The sequence below is a fragment of the Burkholderia territorii genome (assembly GCF_001718335.1).
GTDB classification, from domain to species: domain Bacteria; phylum Pseudomonadota; class Gammaproteobacteria; order Burkholderiales; family Burkholderiaceae; genus Burkholderia; species Burkholderia territorii.
On the sequence record NZ_CP013366.1, the window covers coordinates 2,239,989 to 2,257,925 of the forward strand.

Consider the following 17,937-nt stretch of genomic DNA (forward strand, 5'->3'; position numbering starts at 1 on the left):
AGTTGGCGCTTTAGCGCTTACTCCAGTCCCATGCTTCGCAGCCGACTGGAGTTGGCGCTTCAGCGCTTGCTCCGGTCGCATGCTCCGCGGTTGACTGCAGTTGGGCGCTTCAGCGCTGCTCCTGCCTTCTCTTTCTTGATCCGCGCCATCGCGCCGCTCACCGGTCCATCCAGTACCGCCGCCGCACATCGCGATGGCGCTCGAACGCATAACCGCCGCCCGGGGCGACGTCGAACCTCACGGCCCCGTCGCGATCCGTGCGCGGCAGCGGGATCCCGCGCATTTCGTAACGCGCGAGGACCGTCCGGTGCGGATGCCCGAATCGATTGCGATAGCCTACAGGAAATACCGCGACGCGCGGCCCGACCGAATCGAGGAAAGGCTCGACCGACGACGTGCGGCTGCCGTGGTGCGGCACGACGAGGATCTGCGCGGCCAGCGCGTCGCGCGCATCCTGCACCAGCCGGCGCTCGGCGCGTGCGTCGATGTCGCCCGTCAACAGCGCCGACGTGTCGCCCGCGTCGATGCGCAGCACGCACGATCGTTCGTTCGAGTGACCGGCACCGGCAGCGCGCGCCGGCCACAACATCGTGAATGCGACGCCGTCCCAGGTCCATCGCTGCCCGCTCGCGCACGGCAGCCGATCGGCCACGCCGGCCGCCTGCGCGTCACGCCACAGCCGGTGCTGCGGCGCGATGCCGGCAAGCAGCTGGCGGACCTCGGCGGCCCCGTAGACGGCCGCCGCGCCGCCCGAGTGATCGGCATCCGCATGACTCAGCACGAGCGAATCGATCGTCCGGATCCCGCGTGCGCGCAATGCCGGCGCGACGATCCGCGCACCGGCATGGGTCGACTCGGCCCCAGGCCCCGCATCGAACAGCAAGGTCCGGCGCGCGGTCTCCACGAGCACCGACGCGCCCTGCCCGACATCGAGCACGGTCAGCCGGAAGCCGCCGGGCGGCGGCGCATCGGGTGCCGGCGCGACCAGCGGCAACCATGTCATCGGCGCCGCCCAGCGCAGCGGCCAGCCGCGCGGCATCAGGACCCACGCGACGCCCACGCATGCGAGCGTCAGCGCCGGCCAGTCGGGCATGCGCAACCACAACACACCGGCCGGCCAGTCGGCGAGGTGCCGCAGCAGCGCCATCATCGGTTCGAGCGCCGCATGCGCGAGCCGGAACGCATACGCGTCCAACGGCGCGGGCAACCCGATGCCGGCGAGCACGATCGGCGTCACGACGGCGCTGACCCACGGAATCGCAAGCGCATTGCCGAACGGACCCGATACCGAAATCTGGGCGAACCATGCGGCCGTGAGCGGCGCGAGACCGATCGTCACCGCGTACTGCACGCGCGTCGCCTCCGCGATACGGCGCCCGGCCCGCCTGCACCACGCGCGCCGGCGGTGCCAGTGCTCGATGGCGGCGTCATCGTCCGTCCCGCGGTCGTCACCGCCATCGAAGTCGCGCATCGCGCGCCAGCCCGCCACGGCCATCAGGATCACGGCGACCGCGCCAAAAGACAGCCAGAACCCGGCCGATACCACGGCCCACGGATCGACAAGCAGCACGCCGCCGAGCGCCGTGCACAACACGGCGGACGTCGGCACGCTACGTCCGGCAAGATGGGCGGCCGCCGCGGCCGCGATCATCCACCATGCACGCTGCGCCGGCACGTTGAAACCGGCAAGCGCCGCATAGCCGGCGGCGGCCGTCAGCGCCGCCACCGAAGTCACATAAGGTGCCGGCATCGCGAGCACCGCGGCATGCCCGCGCCAGCGCAGACGCCGCCAGACCCACGATACGATCCCGCCGGCAATTGCGCCGACGAGCCCGACGTGCAGGCCCGAAATCGCGACCAGATGACTCGTGCCCGTATTGCGCAGCACGCGCCAGTCGTCATCGTCGATGGCGGATTGATCACCGACCGCGAGCGCGGTCACGATGCCGCGATGGCGCGCGTCTCTACCCAGCGCGTCACCGATGCCGTTGCGCAATGCATCGCGCAGCCGGTCGATCGACGCGCGCCATCCCGATGCACGCGCATCGAGCAGTTCCGCCCGCCCGGGCGCGACCACGTACCCGATCGCACGAATGCCCGCGGCGAGCCACGTCGCCTCGCTGTCGCGCACGCCGGGATTCGCCTCGGCATGAGGGCGCTTCAGTCGCACGACTAGACGCCAGCGCTGCGCGGCGCGCAAATCGGGCACCGCGTCGCGTGCGGCGCGCGCGCCGTATGTGCGCCACGACAACCGGACGACCGGAGGGAAATGGGCCAGCCCCGCATCGTTCGATTCGACGGCCAGCAGCAGTCGCGCGCCGGTGTCGTCGATCACCGGCAACCCGCTGATCACACCCGTGACGATGATGTCGCGCCCTTCCCACTCGACGGGCAGGTTGTCACGCAACCGCCATTCGGCGCGTGCGGCCGCATAGCCGAATCCGATCGCGCAGGCGGCGCAGGCGCAGAGCATCCACCGAAGCGCGACGAGCGCGCGAGTCCTGCGGCGCCGCGCGCACCATCCGAGCAACGCGCCGCAGCCGGCCAGCATGATCGCCCCGCCAATCCAGGCGCTCATGCCCGGCAACGCCGCCTGCCGCTGCAGCACGACGACGCCGAGCGCGAACGCGATCCACCACACGCGCATCGCACCTCCTCGTCGACCTGGCGCCGCCGTCGATGCGGCGCCTTCGGGCAACGATTATGCGGACGAAAGTGCGAGGCGCGGCAGCGCGGCGAGCGCGTTAGCCGTTGTGGATAGGGACAGCGCGTGCGCGTCGATCCCGCGCAGCTCGGCGAGCACGGCGCCGATGCGCGGCACCTGGTCGGGCGCGTTGCGGGACTTGTACGCCCATTCGGGTGCGATGTCGGGCGCGTCCGTCTCGACGACGATCGCATCGAGCGGCAACTGCGCGGCGAGCCGACGAATCTGCAACGCGCGTCCGAACGTCACGTTGCCGCCGAAACCGAGATGCAGCCCCTGTGCGAGATACGCGTCGGCCTGCTGGAAACTGCCGTTGAACGCATGCGCGATGCCACGCCGCACGCCGAAGCGGCGCAGCCCCGCGAGCACGCGGTCCTGCGACTTGCGCACGTGGCACAGCACCGGCAGGTCGAATTCGCGCGCGAGCTTGAGCTGCCCCTGATAGAAGAATTGCTGCCGGTCCTCGTCCAGGCCGGGCACGAAGTAGTCGAGACCGATCTCGCCGATCGCGACGAAGCGCGGATCATCGAGGCTCGCCTCGATCTCCATGCGCAAGCGGTCGAGATCCTCGTCGCGCGCATGCGGCGTATACATCGGATGGATACCGAGCGCATAGGCCGCACCCGGCGTGCGCTGTGCCAGTTCGCGCACGGTCGTGAAATTGTCGCGCCCGATGCTCGGGATCACGATGCGCGACACGCCCGCCGCGCGCGCCGCATGCGCGACGGCGTCGCGGTCGGCGTCGAACTCGGCGGCATCGAGATGGCAATGCGTATCGATCCACATGGCGGCTTTCCTGCGCCGTCGCCGCCGTGCCGGAAATCGCCGGGCACGGCGGCGCGTTCGTTCATACCGGCAGCGCCGGCTCCTCGTGCAGCACGCCGTCACGCAGCCGCATGATGCGGTCGCAGCGCGCCGCCAGCTCGGGATCGTGCGTGACGATCACGAAGCTCGTCTCAAGCGTCTCGGACAGTTCGAGCATCAGGTTGAACACCGTGTCGGCGGTCGTGCCGTCGAGGTTGCCGGTCGGCTCGTCGGCGAGTACGCACGCGGGTTTCGTCACCAGCGCGCGCGCGATCGCCACGCGTTGCCGCTCGCCGCCCGACAGCTCGCCCGGCCGATGCTTCGCACGCGGGCCGAGACCGACGCGTTCGAGCATCGCCTGTGCCTGCGCGCGTGCGTCCTCGGTCGTCATCCGACGGATGCGCAGCGGCATCGCGACGTTGTCGAGCGCGGTGAACTCCGGCAGCAGATGGTGAAACTGGTAGACGAAGCCGAGCGCGCGGTTGCGCAGCTCGTTGCGCTCGCGCTCGGCGAGTTGCGTAAACGGCTTGCCGAGCAGCGACACCTCGCCCGCGCTCGGTTCGTCGAGGCCGCCCAGCACGTGCAGCAGCGTGCTCTTGCCGGAGCCCGACGCACCGACGACCGCGAGCTTCTCGCCGCGCCGCACCGTCAGCTCGGTGTTGTTGAGCACCTGCACGTTGAAGCCGCCCTGCACGAACGCCTTCGTGATCCCGCGCGCCTGAAGCACGTATTCCTGCATACCTGCCGAATCCTGTCTGATGGGTTGTCGTGAATCCGCGAATGCGGTCGCGCGGTCATTCATAGCGCAGCGCCTCCGCCGGCTTCACCTTCGCGCCGCGCCAGCTCGGATAGAGCGTCGCGACGGCCGACAGCGCGAACGCGATCAGCCCGATCTTGACGACGTCGCCGGCGACGAGCTCGGAGGGCAGCTCGCTGATGAAGTACACCGACGGCGGCAGGAACTGCACGCCGAACAGATGCTCGATCATCGGGATCAGCCACGGAATGCTCCACGCGATCAGGCAGCCGAGCGCGACGCCCGACGCGGTGCCGACGAAGCCGATCGTCACGCCCTGCACGACGAAGATCTTCATGATCGAGCCCGGCTGCGCGCCGAGCGTGCGCAGGATCGCGATGTCGGCCTGCTTGTTGGTCACCGTCATCACGAGCGACGACACGAGGTTGAACGCGGCCACCGCGATGATCAGCGTGAGGATGATGAACATCATCCGTTTCTCGATCTGCACGGCCGAGAACCAGGTCTTGTTCTGCTGGGTCCAGTCGCGGATATACAGGCTGCCCGACAGCGTATGCGACAGCTCGAGCGCGACCTGCGGCGCCTTCTGCATGTCGGTGAGGCGCAATCGCACGCCGGTCGGCGCGGACATCCGGAACAGCGCCTGCGCGTCGCGGATGTCGATCATCGCGAGCGTGCTGTCGTATTCGTAGTGGCCGGACTCGAACACGCCGACCACCGTGAACTGCTTGAGCCGCGGCATCATCCCGGCCGGCGTGATCGTGCCTTCGGGCGCGACGAGCGTGATCTTGTCGCCGACCGTCACGCCGAGGTTACCGGCGAGCGCATCGCCGAGCACGATGCCGAACTGGCCGGGCACGAGCGCCGAGAGCTGGCCCGCCTTCATGTCCTTGCCGATGTCCGACACCTGCGGCTCGAGCGACGGCTCGATGCCGCGCAGCATTACGCCGCTCACCGCGTCCTGGCGCGTGAGCAGCGCCTGGGCCTCGACGTAAGGCGCCGCGCCGATCACCGACGGATTGCGGCGCGCTTCCTGCGCGGTCAGTTGCCAGTCCGGCATCGAGCCGGTCGGCGAGAACACTTCGACGTGCGCAAGCACCGACAACATGCGGTCGCGCACCTCCTTCTGGAAGCCGTTCATCACGGACAGCACGACGATCAGCGCCGCGACGCCGAGCGCGATCCCGAGCATCGATACCAGTGCGATGAAGGAAATGAAGCCGTTGCCGGTCGTGCGTTTGCCGGCGCGCGTGTAGCGCCAGCCGATCTGCCATTCGTACGGAAGTTTCAAGCGAATCCTTTCTGCTGGTTACGGCGGGGATGGCCGCCCGCGGCCGGAGCGCCGTCCGGCGGCGGACGGCCGCCCGGCGCACGGCCGAAAAATCGGTCGCCGGACGCAATCGGGCCGTCCGCCGGCCCGATCACGCGCGCAGTTTGCCATACAATGCGCACCATCATGCACGACCGACGCCTCCATTTTCTCGTTCCGTTCGCGCTGCCGTCGGCGGCCGATGCGGCCTCGTCCCTGCACACGCTGGACAGCCCCGCGCTCGAAAAGTTGCTCGCGCGCGCGAGCCTCGTCGAGCGCGTGGCCGGCGAGGACTTCCAGCGCACGCTGCCGCACGAGCGCTGGCTGGCCCGCCAGTTCGGCGCGACCCAGGGCAACGCCGCCGACGAAGCACCGCTCGCGCCCTACATGCTGCTGGCCGACGGCGGCGACCCGGGCACCCACGCCTGGGCGTGCGTCGAGCCCGTCCACGTCGAAATCGCGCACGATCACCTCGTGCTCGTCGATCCGGCGAGCCTCGCGCTCGACGACGGCGACGCCGCCGCGTTGCTGGCGGTCGCGCGCCCGCTGATCGAGGAGCTCGGCGTGCGACTGGAGGCGCCGCAGCCGGCACGCTGGTACCTGTCCAGCGAGCAGCTCGCCCGCCTCGCCGGCGCGGCGCCGCTGCGCGCGAGCGGCCGCAACATCGAGATCTGGCTGCCGCACGAGGCGCACACGGGCGAACGCTCGCGGATGTGGATGAAGCTGCAGAACGAAGTGCAGATGGCGTGGTTCCAGCATCCGGTCAACGAAGCGCGCGAAGCGCGCGGCCTGCCCGCCGTCAATTCGATCTGGTTCCATGCGCAAGGCACGCTGAAGCCGGTCGACAAGCCGTTCGCTCGCGTGCTGTCCGCATCGCCCGCGGCACTCGGTCTCGCGCGCGCCGCGCAGGCCGAAGCCGGCGCCGTGCCGGCCGCATTCGGCGCACTGCCCGGCGGCCCCGGCGCGACGCTCGTCGAGCTGCCGGCGCTGTCCGCACCGTTCATCGAACAGGACTGGGCGCGCTGGCACGATGCGCTCGCCGCGCTCGAGCGCGACTGGTTCGCGCCCGCGCTGGCCGCGCTGCACAACGGCGAGCTGGCCGGCGTCGACTTCACGCTGTGCGGCGACACCAGCTCGGTGACGCTGCACGCCACGCGCGGCGACCTGCGCAAGTTCTGGCGCCGCCGCGCGCTGGCATCCCTGTTCGAATAACCCGACCTGTATGACCCGGATCGTTACCCGCCCCGTCGCGCCCGCCGACGCCGAAGCGCTCGCCCGCCACGGCCTGCACCCCGTCCTCGCGCGCCTGTATGCGGCGCGCGGCGTGCAGTCCCCGACCGACATCGAGACGGCGCTCGCGCGCCTCGTTCCGCCCTCCGAACTGAAAGGCTGCGCTAACGCCGCGGCGCTGCTCGCCGACGCGATCGCCGACAAGCGGCGACTGCTGGTCGTCGCCGACTACGACTGCGACGGCGCGACCGCCTGCGCGGTGGCGGTGCGCGGCCTGCGGATGTTCGGCGCGCAGATCGACTACCTGGTGCCGAACCGCTTCGAATACGGCTACGGGCTCACGCCCGAGATCGTCGAGCTCGCGGCCGCGCGCAAGCCCGACCTGCTGATCACCGTCGACAACGGGATCGCGAGCGTCGCGGGCGTCGAAGCCGCGAACGCGCGCGGCATCGACGTGCTCGTCACCGACCACCATCTGCCCGGCGACGCGCTGCCCGCCGCGCGCGCGATCGTCAACCCGAACCAGCCCGGCTGCGGATTCCCGAGCAAGCATATCGCCGGCGTGGGCGTGATGTTCTACGTGCTGCTCGCGCTGCGCGCCGAGCTGCGACGCCGCGGCGCGTTCGCGAGCAAGGAGGCCGAACCGCGCCTCGACGGGCTGCTCGACCTCGTCGCGCTCGGCACGGTCGCCGACGTGGTGCGGCTCGACGGCAACAACCGCGTGCTCGTCGCGCAGGGGCTGCAGCGCATCCGCAACGGCCGCATGCAGCCCGGCATCGCCGCGCTGTTTCGCGCGGCCGGCCGCGACGCACGCACCGCGTCGGGCTTCGATCTCGGCTTCGGCCTCGGCCCGCGCCTGAACGCGGCCGGGCGGCTCTCGGACATGTCGCTCGGCATCGAGTGCCTGATCACCGACGACATCGGCCGCGCGTGGGACCTCGCCCAGCAGCTGGACACGATGAACCGCGAACGCCGCGAGATCGAGGCCGGCATGCAGCAGCAGGCGCTCGCCGATCTCGCCGACGTCGATCCGGCCGACGCATGCACGATCACGCTGTTCAACCCCGAGTGGCACCAGGGCGTGATCGGCATCGTCGCCGGGCGGCTCAAGGAGAAATTCCACCGCCCGTCGTTCACGTTCGCGCATGCGGACGAAGCCGGCACGCGGGTCAAGGGTTCGGGCCGCTCGATCCCCGGCTTCCACCTGCGCGATGCGCTCGATCTGGTATCGAAGCGCGAGCCCGACCTGATCGTCGCGTTCGGCGGCCACGCGATGGCGGCCGGCCTCACGCTCGACACCGACAACGTGCCGCGCTTCGCGGCCGCGTTCGAGGCCGTCGCGCGCGAGTGGCTGTCCGACGACGCGCTGGCACGCGTGATCGAGACCGACGGCGAGCTCGAGGACGCGTATTTCACGCCGCAGTTCGTCGGGCTGCTCGACGAAGCCGTCTGGGGCCAGGGCTTCCCGGCCCCGCTTTTCTCCGGTGAATTCGACGTCGTGTCGCAGTCGCTCGTGAAGGAAAAGCACCTGAAGCTGCAACTGGCGCGAGGCCGCCAGCGCTTCAACGCGATCTGGTTCAACCACACCGAGCCGCTGCCGGCGAGCGCGCTGATCGCATACCGCCTCGTGGCCGACACGTGGAACGGCGTGACGCGTGTCCAGCTGATCGTCGAACACGCAGCCGGCTGAGACTCCGCCGCTCGCGGGCCGCATGCGCGCCGCGCCGAACGGGGCCGCGGCGCGCATGCAAGCACGTTCCGCGTCACCGGGTAAGCCCGCCGATCGGCTATAATTCCGCTTTTTTACGAAGCAAGAAAAGCGAACGATCATGGAAGCGGAACGTCTCAACGCGATCGAAAGCTCCCTGCTCGACCTGCGCACGCGCGCGGGCGAGCTTCGGGGGTATCTTTGACTACGACGCCAAAGCTGCGCGTCTGAACGAAGTCAACAAGGAACTCGAAGACCCGAACGTCTGGAACGATTCGAAGAACGCCCAGGCACTCGGCCGCGAGAAGAAGCTGCTCGAAGGCGTCGTCACGACGCTGACGGCGCTCGATAGCGACCTGCGCGACGCACTCGACCTGTTCGAACTCGCACGCGAGGAAGGCGACGAAGACACCCTCGTCGCCTCCGAGGAAGACGCGAAGAAGCTCGAAGCACGCGTCGGCGACATCGAATTCCGCCGGATGTTCTCGAACCCGGCCGACCCGAACAACTGCTTCATCGACATCCAGGCCGGCGCCGGCGGCACCGAAGCGTGCGACTGGGCGTCGATGCTGCTGCGCCAGTACCTGCGCTACTGCGAGCGCAAGGGCTTCAAGGCCGAAGTGCTCGAAGAATCCGACGGCGACGTCGCGGGCATCAAGAACGCGACGATCAAGGTGTCGGGCGAATACGCATACGGCTTCCTGCGCACCGAAACCGGCATTCACCGTCTCGTGCGCAAGTCGCCGTTCGACTCGTCGGGCGGCCGCCACACGTCGTTCTCGTCGGTGTTCGTGTATCCGGAAATCGACGACTCGATCGAAGTCGAGGTCAACCCGGCCGACCTGCGCATCGACACGTACCGCGCATCGGGCGCGGGCGGCCAGCACATCAACAAGACCGACTCGGCCGTGCGTATCACGCACATGCCGACCGGCATCGTCGTGCAGTGCCAGAACGACCGCTCGCAGCACCGCAACCGCGCCGAAGCGATGGCCATGCTGAAGTCGCGCCTGTACGAAGCCGAAATGCGCAAGCGCCAGGCCGAGCAGGACAAGCTCGAGTCGAGCAAGACCGATGTGGGCTGGGGTCACCAGATCCGCTCGTACGTGCTCGACCAGAGCCGCGTGAAGGACCTCCGTACGAACGTCGAAATGAGCAACACGAAGGCCGTACTCGACGGCGATCTCGACGACTTCATCAGCGCGAGCCTCAAACAGGGCGTGTAAGCGCCGCGGCGCGGCCTCTCCGGTCGCGCCGCCCTTCCCGTTGCGTTGCCGCACCCACTCCGAATTCCGACCATCATGACCGAACCGACCCAAACGCAGCCCGCCGTCGCGGCGGACGAAAACCAGATCATCGCCGAGCGCCGCGAGAAGCTGCGCGCGTTGCGCGAGCAAGGCGTCGCCTATCCGAACGATTTCCGGCCGACGCATCACGCCGCCAATCTCCAGGCGGACTTCGCCGACTCGGACAAGGCCGCGCTCGAGGCGAATCCGGTCGAGGTGGCGGTCGCCGGCCGCATGATGCTCAAGCGCGTGATGGGCAAGGCGAGCTTCGCGACGGTGCAGGACGGTTCGGGCCAGATCCAGTTCTTCGTGACGCCGAACGACGTCGGCGCGGAAACCTACGACGCATTCAAGAAGTGGGACCTCGGCGACATCGTCGCCGCACGCGGCGTGCTGTTCCGCACCAACAAGGGCGAGCTGTCGGTCCAGTGCAAGGAACTGCGCCTGCTGTCGAAGGCGCTGCGCCCGCTGCCGGACAAGTTCCACGGCCTGGCGGACCAGGAAATGCGCTATCGCCAGCGCTACGTCGACCTGATCGTCACGCCGGAAACGCGCGACACGTTCCGCGCGCGCACCAAGACCATCGCGTCGATCCGCAAGTTCATGGACAACGCCGACTTCATGGAAGTCGAAACGCCGATGCTGCACCCGATCCCGGGCGGCGCGGCGGCCAAGCCGTTCGTCACGCATCACAACGCGCTCGACATGCAGATGTTCCTGCGCATCGCGCCGGAGCTGTACCTGAAGCGCCTGATCGTCGGCGGCTTCGAACGCGTGTTCGAGATCAACCGCAACTTCCGGAATGAAGGCGTGTCGCCGCGTCACAACCCGGAATTCACGATGATGGAGTTCTACGCCGCGTACACCGACTACCGCTGGCTGATGGACTTCACCGAACAGCTGATCCGCCAGGCGGCGATCGATGCGCTCGGCACCGCGACGATCCAGTACCAGGGCCGCGAGCTCGACCTCGCGAAGCCGTTCCACCGCCTGACAATCACGCAGGCGATCCAGAAGTACGCACCGCAGTACACCGACGGCCAGCTGTCGGACGACGCGTTCCTGCGCTCCGAACTGAAGCGCCTCGGCGTGGACGTGTCGCAGCCGGCCTTCCTGAACGCCGGCATCGGCGCGCTGCAGCTCGCGCTGTTCGAGGAAACCGCCGAATCGCAGCTGTGGGAGCCGACCTACATCATCGACTACCCGGTCGAAGTGTCGCCGCTCGCGCGCGCATCGGATACGGTGCCGGGCATCACCGAGCGTTTCGAGCTGTTCATGACCGGCCGCGAAATCGCGAACGGCTTCTCCGAGCTGAACGATCCGGAAGACCAGGCCGCGCGCTTCAAGAAGCAGGTCGAGCAGAAGGATGCGGGCGACGAGGAAGCGATGTTCTTCGACGCCGACTACATCCGCGCGCTCGAACACGGGATGCCGCCGACGGGTGGCTGCGGGATCGGCATCGACCGTCTCGTGATGCTGCTCACCGACAGCCCGACGATCCGCGACGTGCTGCTGTTCCCGCACCTGCGCCGCGAGGACTGACGGCCGAGCCCGCGTGTGCGCCGTGCCCTGCGGCGCGCACGCGTCAGCTTTGTAACCACGCGTAAATCCCGCCTGCCGGCGTTCGCCGGTTTTCGATCCTTCCCCGATTTATCCCCTCGTCGCGACGGCATCCTCCGGGTTTTCCCTGTAACGCCCGCCGGCTCCCCGCTGCAATTCGTTACACCTTGATACGGTGCGCGCCTCGCCCGTGGACGACACTCCTGTTGCGTCACCACGCATGACCACGGGACCAGAACGCGGCGCCGGAACGCCAAGTCTGCTCGCTCCCGAGCGTGGGATCCGGCGAGTGCAGACATGCGAAGCCGGGTCGACACCGGAGAACAAAATGGACAACCAGAATCAAACCACGCCGCAAAAGCAACGCCTTCACCCGCTCATCGCGACCGCGGCAGGCGCCGTCATCGTCGCGAGCCTCGCAGCCACCGCCGCGATCACGGGCATCCTCCCGAAGGCCAACAGCAACAACGCGCAGAATGGCCAGACCCAGGCCGCGCTGATCGCGTCGCAGCCGGCCGTCGATACGGCTGCGGCGGCCAGCGCGGCGCTCGCCGCGCAAGCGCAGCAACAGGCCGCAGCCGAAGATGCCGCGCGGCAGAAGGCGGCGGCCGAGAAGGCCGCGGCAGTCCAGGCGGAATCGAAGCCCGCGCCGCGCCCCGCAGCCACGCACCGGCGCCACACGCCCGCGCCGCAACCGCCGCAATACGCGCAGCAGCCGTCCGCGCCCGCGCAGCCGGCTTATTGCCAGACTTGCGGGACAGTCGTCGCGATCACCCAGACGCGTACGCCGGGCCAGAGCTCGGGGATCGGCGCGGTTGGCGGCGCAGCGGCCGGCGGCCTGCTCGGCAACCAGTTCGGTCATGGCAACGGCCGCACCGCGATGACGATCATCGGCGCGCTCGGCGGCGGTCTCGCCGGCAACCAGGTCGAGAAGCAGGTGCGCGCGGAAACCGACTATCAGGTGCAGGTCCAGATGGAAAGCGGCGCGACGCGCACGTTCACGTACCACAACCCGCCGCCGTTCGGCCAGGGCCAGCGCGTGCGGATCGAGAACGGCACGCTGGTCGGCGCTTAAAGTCTTACGCGTCGCCGGGCGGCCCCGGCGCCGCGCCGGAAATGAAAAAGGCTCGTGAAGCATCACGAGCCTTTTCCTTTTGCGCGAGGTTTTTGCTGCCGGGCCACCGCGTTGGTGCGGCCCCCGGCCCGAGCGTCAGTCTTCGTCGTCGAAGTCCGATTCATCGATCCAGTGCGCCTGGATCGCTTCGAGGATCTTCTCGCCCGAATGAGCCGGGTCGTCGGTGAAGCCGTCCAGTTCGATGACCCATTGGCGCAGGTCGACGAAATTGATCCGCTGCGGATCGACGTCCGGATGCTTGTCTGCCAGCGCGATGGCGATTTCGCGCGAATCGGTCCACTTCATGGCCTGCTCTCCCGTGTACGCGGCGAGTCCGCCCCGCCGAATCGTCAGTGATTTTCCTTCGCGTGGTTGATCGAGTACTTCGGGATCTCCACCACCAGGTCGGAATCCTCCTTCACGATTGCCTGGCACGACAGGCGCGACGTCGGCTCGAGGCCCCATGCCTTGTCGAGCAGGTCGTCTTCGTCCTCGTCGGACGGCTCGAGATCGTTGAAGCCCTCGCGAATCACCACGTGGCAGGTCGTGCATGCGCACGACTTCTCGCACGCGTGCTCGATCTCGATCCCGTTGTCGAGCAGGTTGTCGCAAATACTCTTGCCGGGCGTCGCGTCGATCACTGCGCCGTCCGGGCACAGTTCGACGTGAGGCAGCACCACCAGTTGAGGCATGTCCGTTCCGTCAGTCAGGGTGCGGCGGCTGGCGCCGCACGGTTCAATATCGCGCGGGCCGTCGCCGGCCCGCGTGCAATTCGTTCAGATCTCGTCGAGGCGTCGGCCCGACAGCGCGCGCTTGATGCTCTTGTCCATCCGGCGCGCCGCGAATTCGTCGGTGCCGTCGGCCAGCATCTTGGTCGCCGCTTCGATCGCGTCCGTGTCGTCGCCCTGCGCGACCGTGCGCAGCGCCGCGACGAGCGCGTCGATCTGCGCGCGTTCGGCGTCGTCGAGCAGCTCGCCGTCGGCGGCCAGCGCCGCCTGCGTCGCCTCGATCATCCGTTCGGCCTCGACCTGCGCTTCGCGCAGCGCGCGTGCGCGCATGTCGATTTCGGCGGTCTTGAAGCTGTCCTCGAGCACCTTTGCGATGTCGTCGTCGGCAAGGCCATACGACGGCTTCACGACGACCGATGCCTCGACGCCCGAGTGCTGCTCGCGCGCGAACACCGACAACAGCCCGTCCGCATCGACCTGGTACGTCACACGGATGCGCGCCGCGCCGGCCGTCATCGGCGGGATGCCGCGCAGCTCGAAGCGCGCGAGCGACCGGCAGTCGGCAACGAGCTCGCGCTCGCCTTGCACGACGTGGATCGCCATCGCGGTCTGGCCGTCCTTGAAGGTCGTGAATTCCTGCGCACGCGCGATCGGAATCGTCGAATTGCGCGGAATGATCTTCTCGACGAGACCGCCCATCGTCTCGACCCCGAGCGACAGCGGGATCACGTCGAGCAGCAGCCAGTCGTCGCCGCTGCCGCGATTGCCGGCGAGCAGATCGGCCTGGATCGCCGCGCCGAGCGCGACGACCTGGTCCGGATCGAGATTGACGAGCGGCGGCTGGCCGAAATACTTCGCGACCGCGTCGCGGATCACCGGCATGCGCGTCGCGCCGCCGACGAGCACGACGCCCTTGATGTCGGCCGGCGTGACCTGCGCATCGCGCAATGCCTTGCGGGTCGGCGTCAGCGTGCGCTGCACGAGCGGCTCGACGAGCGCGGCGAACGTGTCGTGCGAAATCGTCTGCACGAGGTGCGCGCCTGTCGACAACGTCACGTCGAGCGACGCCTGCGGCGCCGACGACAGCGCTTCCTTCAGCACGCGCACGCGATCGAGCAGCAGGCGCACGTCCTCGGGCGCCAGCGCCTTCGCATCGATGCCGGCCTGTGCGAGCACGTGGCCGAACAGCGCGTGGTCGAAATCGTCGCCGCCGAGCGCGGAATCGCCGCCCGCGGCCAGCACTTCGAACACGCCTTTCGTCAGTTTCAGGATCGACAGGTCGAACGTGCCGCCGCCGAGGTCGTACACCGCATAGAGGCCTTCGGCCGCGTTGTCGAGACCGTAGGCGATCGCGGCCGCAGTCGGTTCGTTCAGCAGGCGCAGCACGTTCAAGCCCGCGAGACGCGCGGCGTCCTTCGTCGCCTGGCGCTGCGCATCGTCGAAATACGCGGGCACGGTGATGACCGCGCCGACCAGTTCGTCGCCGAGCGTGTCTTCCGCGCGGTAACGCAGCGTCGCGAGAATCTCGGCCGACACTTCGACCGGGCTCTTCACGCCGTCGATCGTGCGGATCTGCACCATGCCCGGCGCATCGACGAATTCGTAAGGCGCATTCGCCGCGCCTTCGACCTCAGCCTTGCCACGGCCCATGAAGCGTTTGACCGACACGATCGTGTTGCGCGGATCGGTCGCGGCCTGCTCCTTCGCTTCATGACCGATGCGGCGGCCGCCCTTCTCCAGATAACGGACCACCGACGGCAGCAGCACGCGGCCCGCCTCGTCCGGCAGCACTTCGGGCACGCTGTTGCGCACGGCCGCGACGAGCGAGTTCGTCGTGCCGAGATCGATCCCGACAGCGAGTCGCCGCTGGTGCGGCGCCGGCGCCATGCCCGGTTCGGAAATTTGCAGTAAAGCCATCTTGGTTCGTTCGGGCGCTCGGCCCGTTTGCTGCGCGTGCCGCGAGGCACGCGGTTAAGTTTCGAGGCGCTCGATCTGCGCGCCCACTTCCGACGCGACCCGTTCGATGAACATCAGCTGGCGCACGGCTTCGGCGGCGGCCTGGTCGGCTCCGCTGTCGAGCAGCGTGCCGAGGCGCTCGAGGCGCACGCGCTTTTCGTCGCGCAACTCGGCGAGCAGCGCATCGAGCGCGTCGACGTTGCGGGCAGCCGCGGCATCCTCGATGCCTTCGCGCCACTCCATCTGCTGCATCAGGAACGCCGGCTCCATCGCGGTGTTGTTTTCGGCACCGATGTCGACGCCGCGCAGCGACAGCAGATAGGTTGCGCGTTTCAGCGGGTCGCGCAGCGTGCGATACGCTTCGTTCGCACGGGTCGCCCATTGCATCGCGATGCGCTTTTGCGCGTCGCCGGCCGCCGCGAAGCGGTCCGGATGCACCTGCGTCTGCACCGTGCGATACGCGCTGTCGAGCGCCGCCTCGTCGAGCGCGAATTGCGCCGGCAGGTGAAACAGGTCGAAGTGGCTGTCTTTCAGCGAAACCATCGTCGCGTTCAATTCCGATTCGTCGCGCGGCACGCGCCGCACATTAAAAAGGCGGCTCGTGCCGCCTCTTGCCCGCATCGCGCGGAAACCCGCGTCACACGCGGAAGGATTCGCCGCAGCCGCACTCGTCCTTCACGTTCGGGTTGTTGAACTTGAACCCCTCGTTCAGGCCTTCGCGCGCGAAGTCGAGCTCGGTGCCGTCGATGTACGCGAGGCTCTTCGGATCGACGACCACCTTCACGCCATGGCTCTCGAACACCTGATCCTCGGGGGCCAGCTCGTCGACATACTCGAGCTTGTACGCGAGCCCCGAGCACCCGGTCGTGCGAACGCCAAGCCGCAGGCCCACACCCTTGCCGCGACGGACGAGGTATTTCTGGACGTGCTGTGCTGCTTTTTCGGTCAGTGTAATTGCCATGATGTCCTTGCCGCGGCGTGCCGTCCGGGCCCGCCGCGATCCTTCACAAGCCGCTCGATGCCGCTCAGGCCGCTGCCTGATCGCCTTCCTTGGTGTCGTGGCGCTTCTTGTAGTCGGCCACGGCTGCCTTGATCGCGTCTTCCGCGAGAATCGAGCAGTGAATCTTCACCGGCGGCAGCGCCAGCTCTTCGGCGATCTGCGTGTTCTTGATCGACAGCGCCTCGTCGAGCGTCTTGCCCTTCACCCATTCGGTCACGAGCGAGCTCGACGCGATCGCCGAACCGCAGCCGTACGTCTTGAACTTCGCGTCTTCGATCACGCCGTCCGCGCCGACGCGGATCTGCAGCTTCATCACGTCGCCGCAGGCCGGCGCGCCGACCATGCCGGTGCCCACCGCGTCGTCGTCCTTCGCGAACGAACCGACGTTACGCGGGTTTTCGTAGTGATCCAGAACCTTGTTGCTGTATGACATGACTCAGACTCCTTGACTCGTTACGTCTGCGTGCGCAAATCCGCCCGCGAATGTATTCAATGCCGCGTTCAGTGTGCGGCCCATTCGATCGTCGACAGATCGATACCTTCCTGGTGCATTTCCCAGAGCGGCGACAGTTCGCGCAGCTTTGCGATCTTGCTGTTCAGCAGGTCGATCACGAAGTCGACGTCCTGCTCGGTCGTGAAGCGGCCGACCGTGAAGCGGATCGAGCTGTGCGCCAGTTCGTCGTTGCGGCCGAGCGCACGCAGCACGTACGACGGCTCCAGCGACGCCGACGTGCACGCCGAGCCCGACGACACCGCGACGTCCTTGATCGCCATGATCAGCGATTCGCCTTCGACGAAATTGAAGCTGATGTTCAGGTTGTGCGGGACACGGTGCTCCATGTCGCCGTTCACGTACGTTTCCTCGATCTGCGACAGGCCGCGCAGCAGCTTGTCGCGCAGCATGCGGATGCGTTCGTTCTCGGTCGCCATTTCCTCACGCGCGATGCGGAACGCTTCGCCCATGCCGACGATCTGGTGCGTCGGCAGCGTGCCCGAACGCATCCCGCGCTCGTGGCCGCCGCCGTGCATCTGCGCTTCGATGCGCACGCGCGGCTTGCGGCGCACGTACAGCGCGCCGATGCCCTTCGGGCCGTAGGTCTTGTGCGCCGAGAACGACATCAGGTCGACCTTCAGCTTCGCGAGGTCGATCTCGACCTTGCCGGTCGACTGTGCGGCGTCGACGTGGAAGATGATGCCCTTCTCACGGCAGATCTCGCCGATCGTCGCGATGTCCTGGATCACGCCGATCTCGTTGTTCACGTGCATCACCGACACGAGGATCGTGTCCGGGCGCAGCGCGGCCTTGAACACGTCGAGGTCGATCAGGCCGTCTTCCTTCACGTCGAGATAGGTGACTTCGAAGCCGTCGCGCTCGAGCTCGCGGCAGGTGTCGAGCACGGCCTTGTGCTCGGTCTTCACCGTGACGATGTGCTTGCCCTTGCCCTTGTAGAAGTTCGCGGCACCCTTGATGGCGAGGTTGTCCGATTCCGTCGCGCCGGACGTCCAGATGATCTCGCGCGGATCGGCGTTCACGAGCGCGGCCACCTGCTCGCGCGCTTCCTCGACCGCGCGTTCCGCGTCCCAGCCGTACGCGTGGCTGCGCGACGCCGGGTTGCCGAACTGCTCGCGCAGGTACGGCACCATCTTGTCGACCACGCGCGGGTCGACCGGCGTCGTCGCGCTGTAATCCATGTAGATGGGCAGGTGGAGAGTCTCTTGGGTCATCTGTCGCTCCGGGAATTCTGTGCAGGGACTATGTGCGTTATGGGGTGTGCGGCGCG

Annotated in this window: 16 protein-coding genes; 5 read left to right on the top strand and 11 right to left on the bottom strand. The window is 68.1% G+C overall.

Annotation, left to right across the window (positions count from 1 at the left end):
* Window positions 1-157: 157 nt before the first annotated feature.
* The 4 genes from WS51_RS20920 to WS51_RS20935 all read right to left on the bottom strand — a co-directional run bounded on the left by WS51_RS20920 (window position 158) and on the right by WS51_RS20935 (window position 5,556).
* Window positions 158-2,647, bottom strand: coding sequence for a DNA internalization-related competence protein ComEC/Rec2 (locus tag WS51_RS20920; RefSeq protein ID WP_069229732.1), 2,490 nt, complete (start codon window positions 2,645-2,647; stop codon window positions 158-160).
* Between the two features lie 54 nt (window positions 2,648-2,701).
* Complete coding sequence (locus WS51_RS20925) at window positions 2,702-3,490, bottom strand: TatD family hydrolase (protein ID WP_059450448.1); 789 nt, start codon at window positions 3,488-3,490, stop codon at window positions 2,702-2,704.
* 61 nt (window positions 3,491-3,551) lie between these two features.
* On the bottom strand, window positions 3,552-4,310 hold the full coding sequence (gene lolD / locus WS51_RS20930; protein ID WP_081051465.1) for a lipoprotein-releasing ABC transporter ATP-binding protein LolD: 759 nt from the start codon (window positions 4,308-4,310) through the stop codon (window positions 3,552-3,554).
* Window positions 4,303-5,556 (bottom strand): lipoprotein-releasing ABC transporter permease subunit, encoded by a 1,254-nt coding sequence (locus tag WS51_RS20935; RefSeq protein WP_059450450.1) that lies wholly within the window; start codon window positions 5,554-5,556, stop codon window positions 4,303-4,305. Before WS51_RS20935 ends, lolD begins: the two co-directional genes overlap by 8 nt.
* A 153-nt stretch (window positions 5,557-5,709) precedes the next feature.
* Here WS51_RS20935 and WS51_RS20940 point away from each other — a divergent pair, with 153 nt between their 5' ends.
* The 5 genes from WS51_RS20940 to WS51_RS20955 all read left to right on the top strand — a co-directional run bounded on the left by WS51_RS20940 (window position 5,710) and on the right by WS51_RS20955 (window position 12,433).
* Window positions 5,710-6,786, top strand: a complete 1,077-nt coding sequence (locus WS51_RS20940; protein ID WP_059503482.1) for a hypothetical protein — start codon at window positions 5,710-5,712, stop codon at window positions 6,784-6,786.
* 10 nt (window positions 6,787-6,796) lie between these two features.
* Window positions 6,797-8,494: a single-stranded-DNA-specific exonuclease RecJ gene (recJ, locus tag WS51_RS20945; protein WP_059503483.1), complete on the top strand. Its 1,698-nt coding sequence runs from the start codon at window positions 6,797-6,799 to the stop codon at window positions 8,492-8,494.
* Window positions 8,495-8,633: 139 nt separating this feature from the next.
* A protein-coding gene (prfB, locus tag WS51_RS31250) for a peptide chain release factor 2 (protein WP_147956413.1) occupies window positions 8,634-9,738 on the top strand; the annotation gives its coding sequence in 2 pieces (ribosomal slippage) (window positions 8,634-8,714 and window positions 8,716-9,738; 1,104 coding nt in all).
* Window positions 9,739-9,813: 75 nt separating this feature from the next.
* Window positions 9,814-11,340 (top strand): lysine--tRNA ligase, encoded by a 1,527-nt coding sequence (gene lysS, locus WS51_RS20950; RefSeq protein ID WP_059450453.1) that lies wholly within the window; start codon window positions 9,814-9,816, stop codon window positions 11,338-11,340.
* A gap of 346 nt (window positions 11,341-11,686) precedes the next feature.
* Window positions 11,687-12,433: a glycine zipper 2TM domain-containing protein gene (locus WS51_RS20955; protein WP_069229733.1), complete on the top strand. Its 747-nt coding sequence runs from the start codon at window positions 11,687-11,689 to the stop codon at window positions 12,431-12,433.
* Window positions 12,434-12,568: 135 nt separating this feature from the next.
* Here the strand turns inward: WS51_RS20955 and iscX are convergent, their stop codons facing one another.
* From iscX to WS51_RS20990, 7 genes are all read right to left on the bottom strand, one after another.
* Window positions 12,569-12,778: a Fe-S cluster assembly protein IscX gene (gene iscX, locus WS51_RS20960; RefSeq protein WP_040144569.1), complete on the bottom strand. Its 210-nt coding sequence runs from the start codon at window positions 12,776-12,778 to the stop codon at window positions 12,569-12,571.
* A gap of 44 nt (window positions 12,779-12,822) precedes the next feature.
* The gene (fdx, locus tag WS51_RS20965) at window positions 12,823-13,164 is read right to left on the bottom strand and encodes an ISC system 2Fe-2S type ferredoxin (RefSeq protein WP_057925227.1); all 342 of its coding nucleotides are present in this window, start codon (window positions 13,162-13,164) and stop codon (window positions 12,823-12,825) included.
* Window positions 13,165-13,248: 84 nt separating this feature from the next.
* Window positions 13,249-15,117: a Fe-S protein assembly chaperone HscA gene (gene hscA / locus WS51_RS20970; protein WP_069229734.1), complete on the bottom strand. Its 1,869-nt coding sequence runs from the start codon at window positions 15,115-15,117 to the stop codon at window positions 13,249-13,251.
* Between the two features lie 54 nt (window positions 15,118-15,171).
* A complete protein-coding gene (hscB, locus tag WS51_RS20975) occupies window positions 15,172-15,699 on the bottom strand; it encodes a Fe-S protein assembly co-chaperone HscB (protein ID WP_059450473.1) in 528 nt (175 codons plus the stop codon).
* 94 nt (window positions 15,700-15,793) lie between these two features.
* A complete protein-coding gene (gene iscA, locus WS51_RS20980; protein ID WP_011885413.1) occupies window positions 15,794-16,117 on the bottom strand; it encodes an iron-sulfur cluster assembly protein IscA in 324 nt (107 codons plus the stop codon).
* A gap of 64 nt (window positions 16,118-16,181) precedes the next feature.
* Window positions 16,182-16,589 (bottom strand): Fe-S cluster assembly scaffold IscU, encoded by a 408-nt coding sequence (iscU, locus tag WS51_RS20985; protein ID WP_009691729.1) that lies wholly within the window; start codon window positions 16,587-16,589, stop codon window positions 16,182-16,184.
* 68 nt (window positions 16,590-16,657) lie between these two features.
* Window positions 16,658-17,881 carry an IscS subfamily cysteine desulfurase gene (locus WS51_RS20990; RefSeq protein ID WP_059503485.1) on the bottom strand — a complete coding sequence of 408 codons (1,224 nt, stop codon included), beginning with the start codon at window positions 17,879-17,881 and terminating at the stop codon, window positions 16,658-16,660.
* Between the last annotated feature and the right edge of the window lie 56 nt (window positions 17,882-17,937).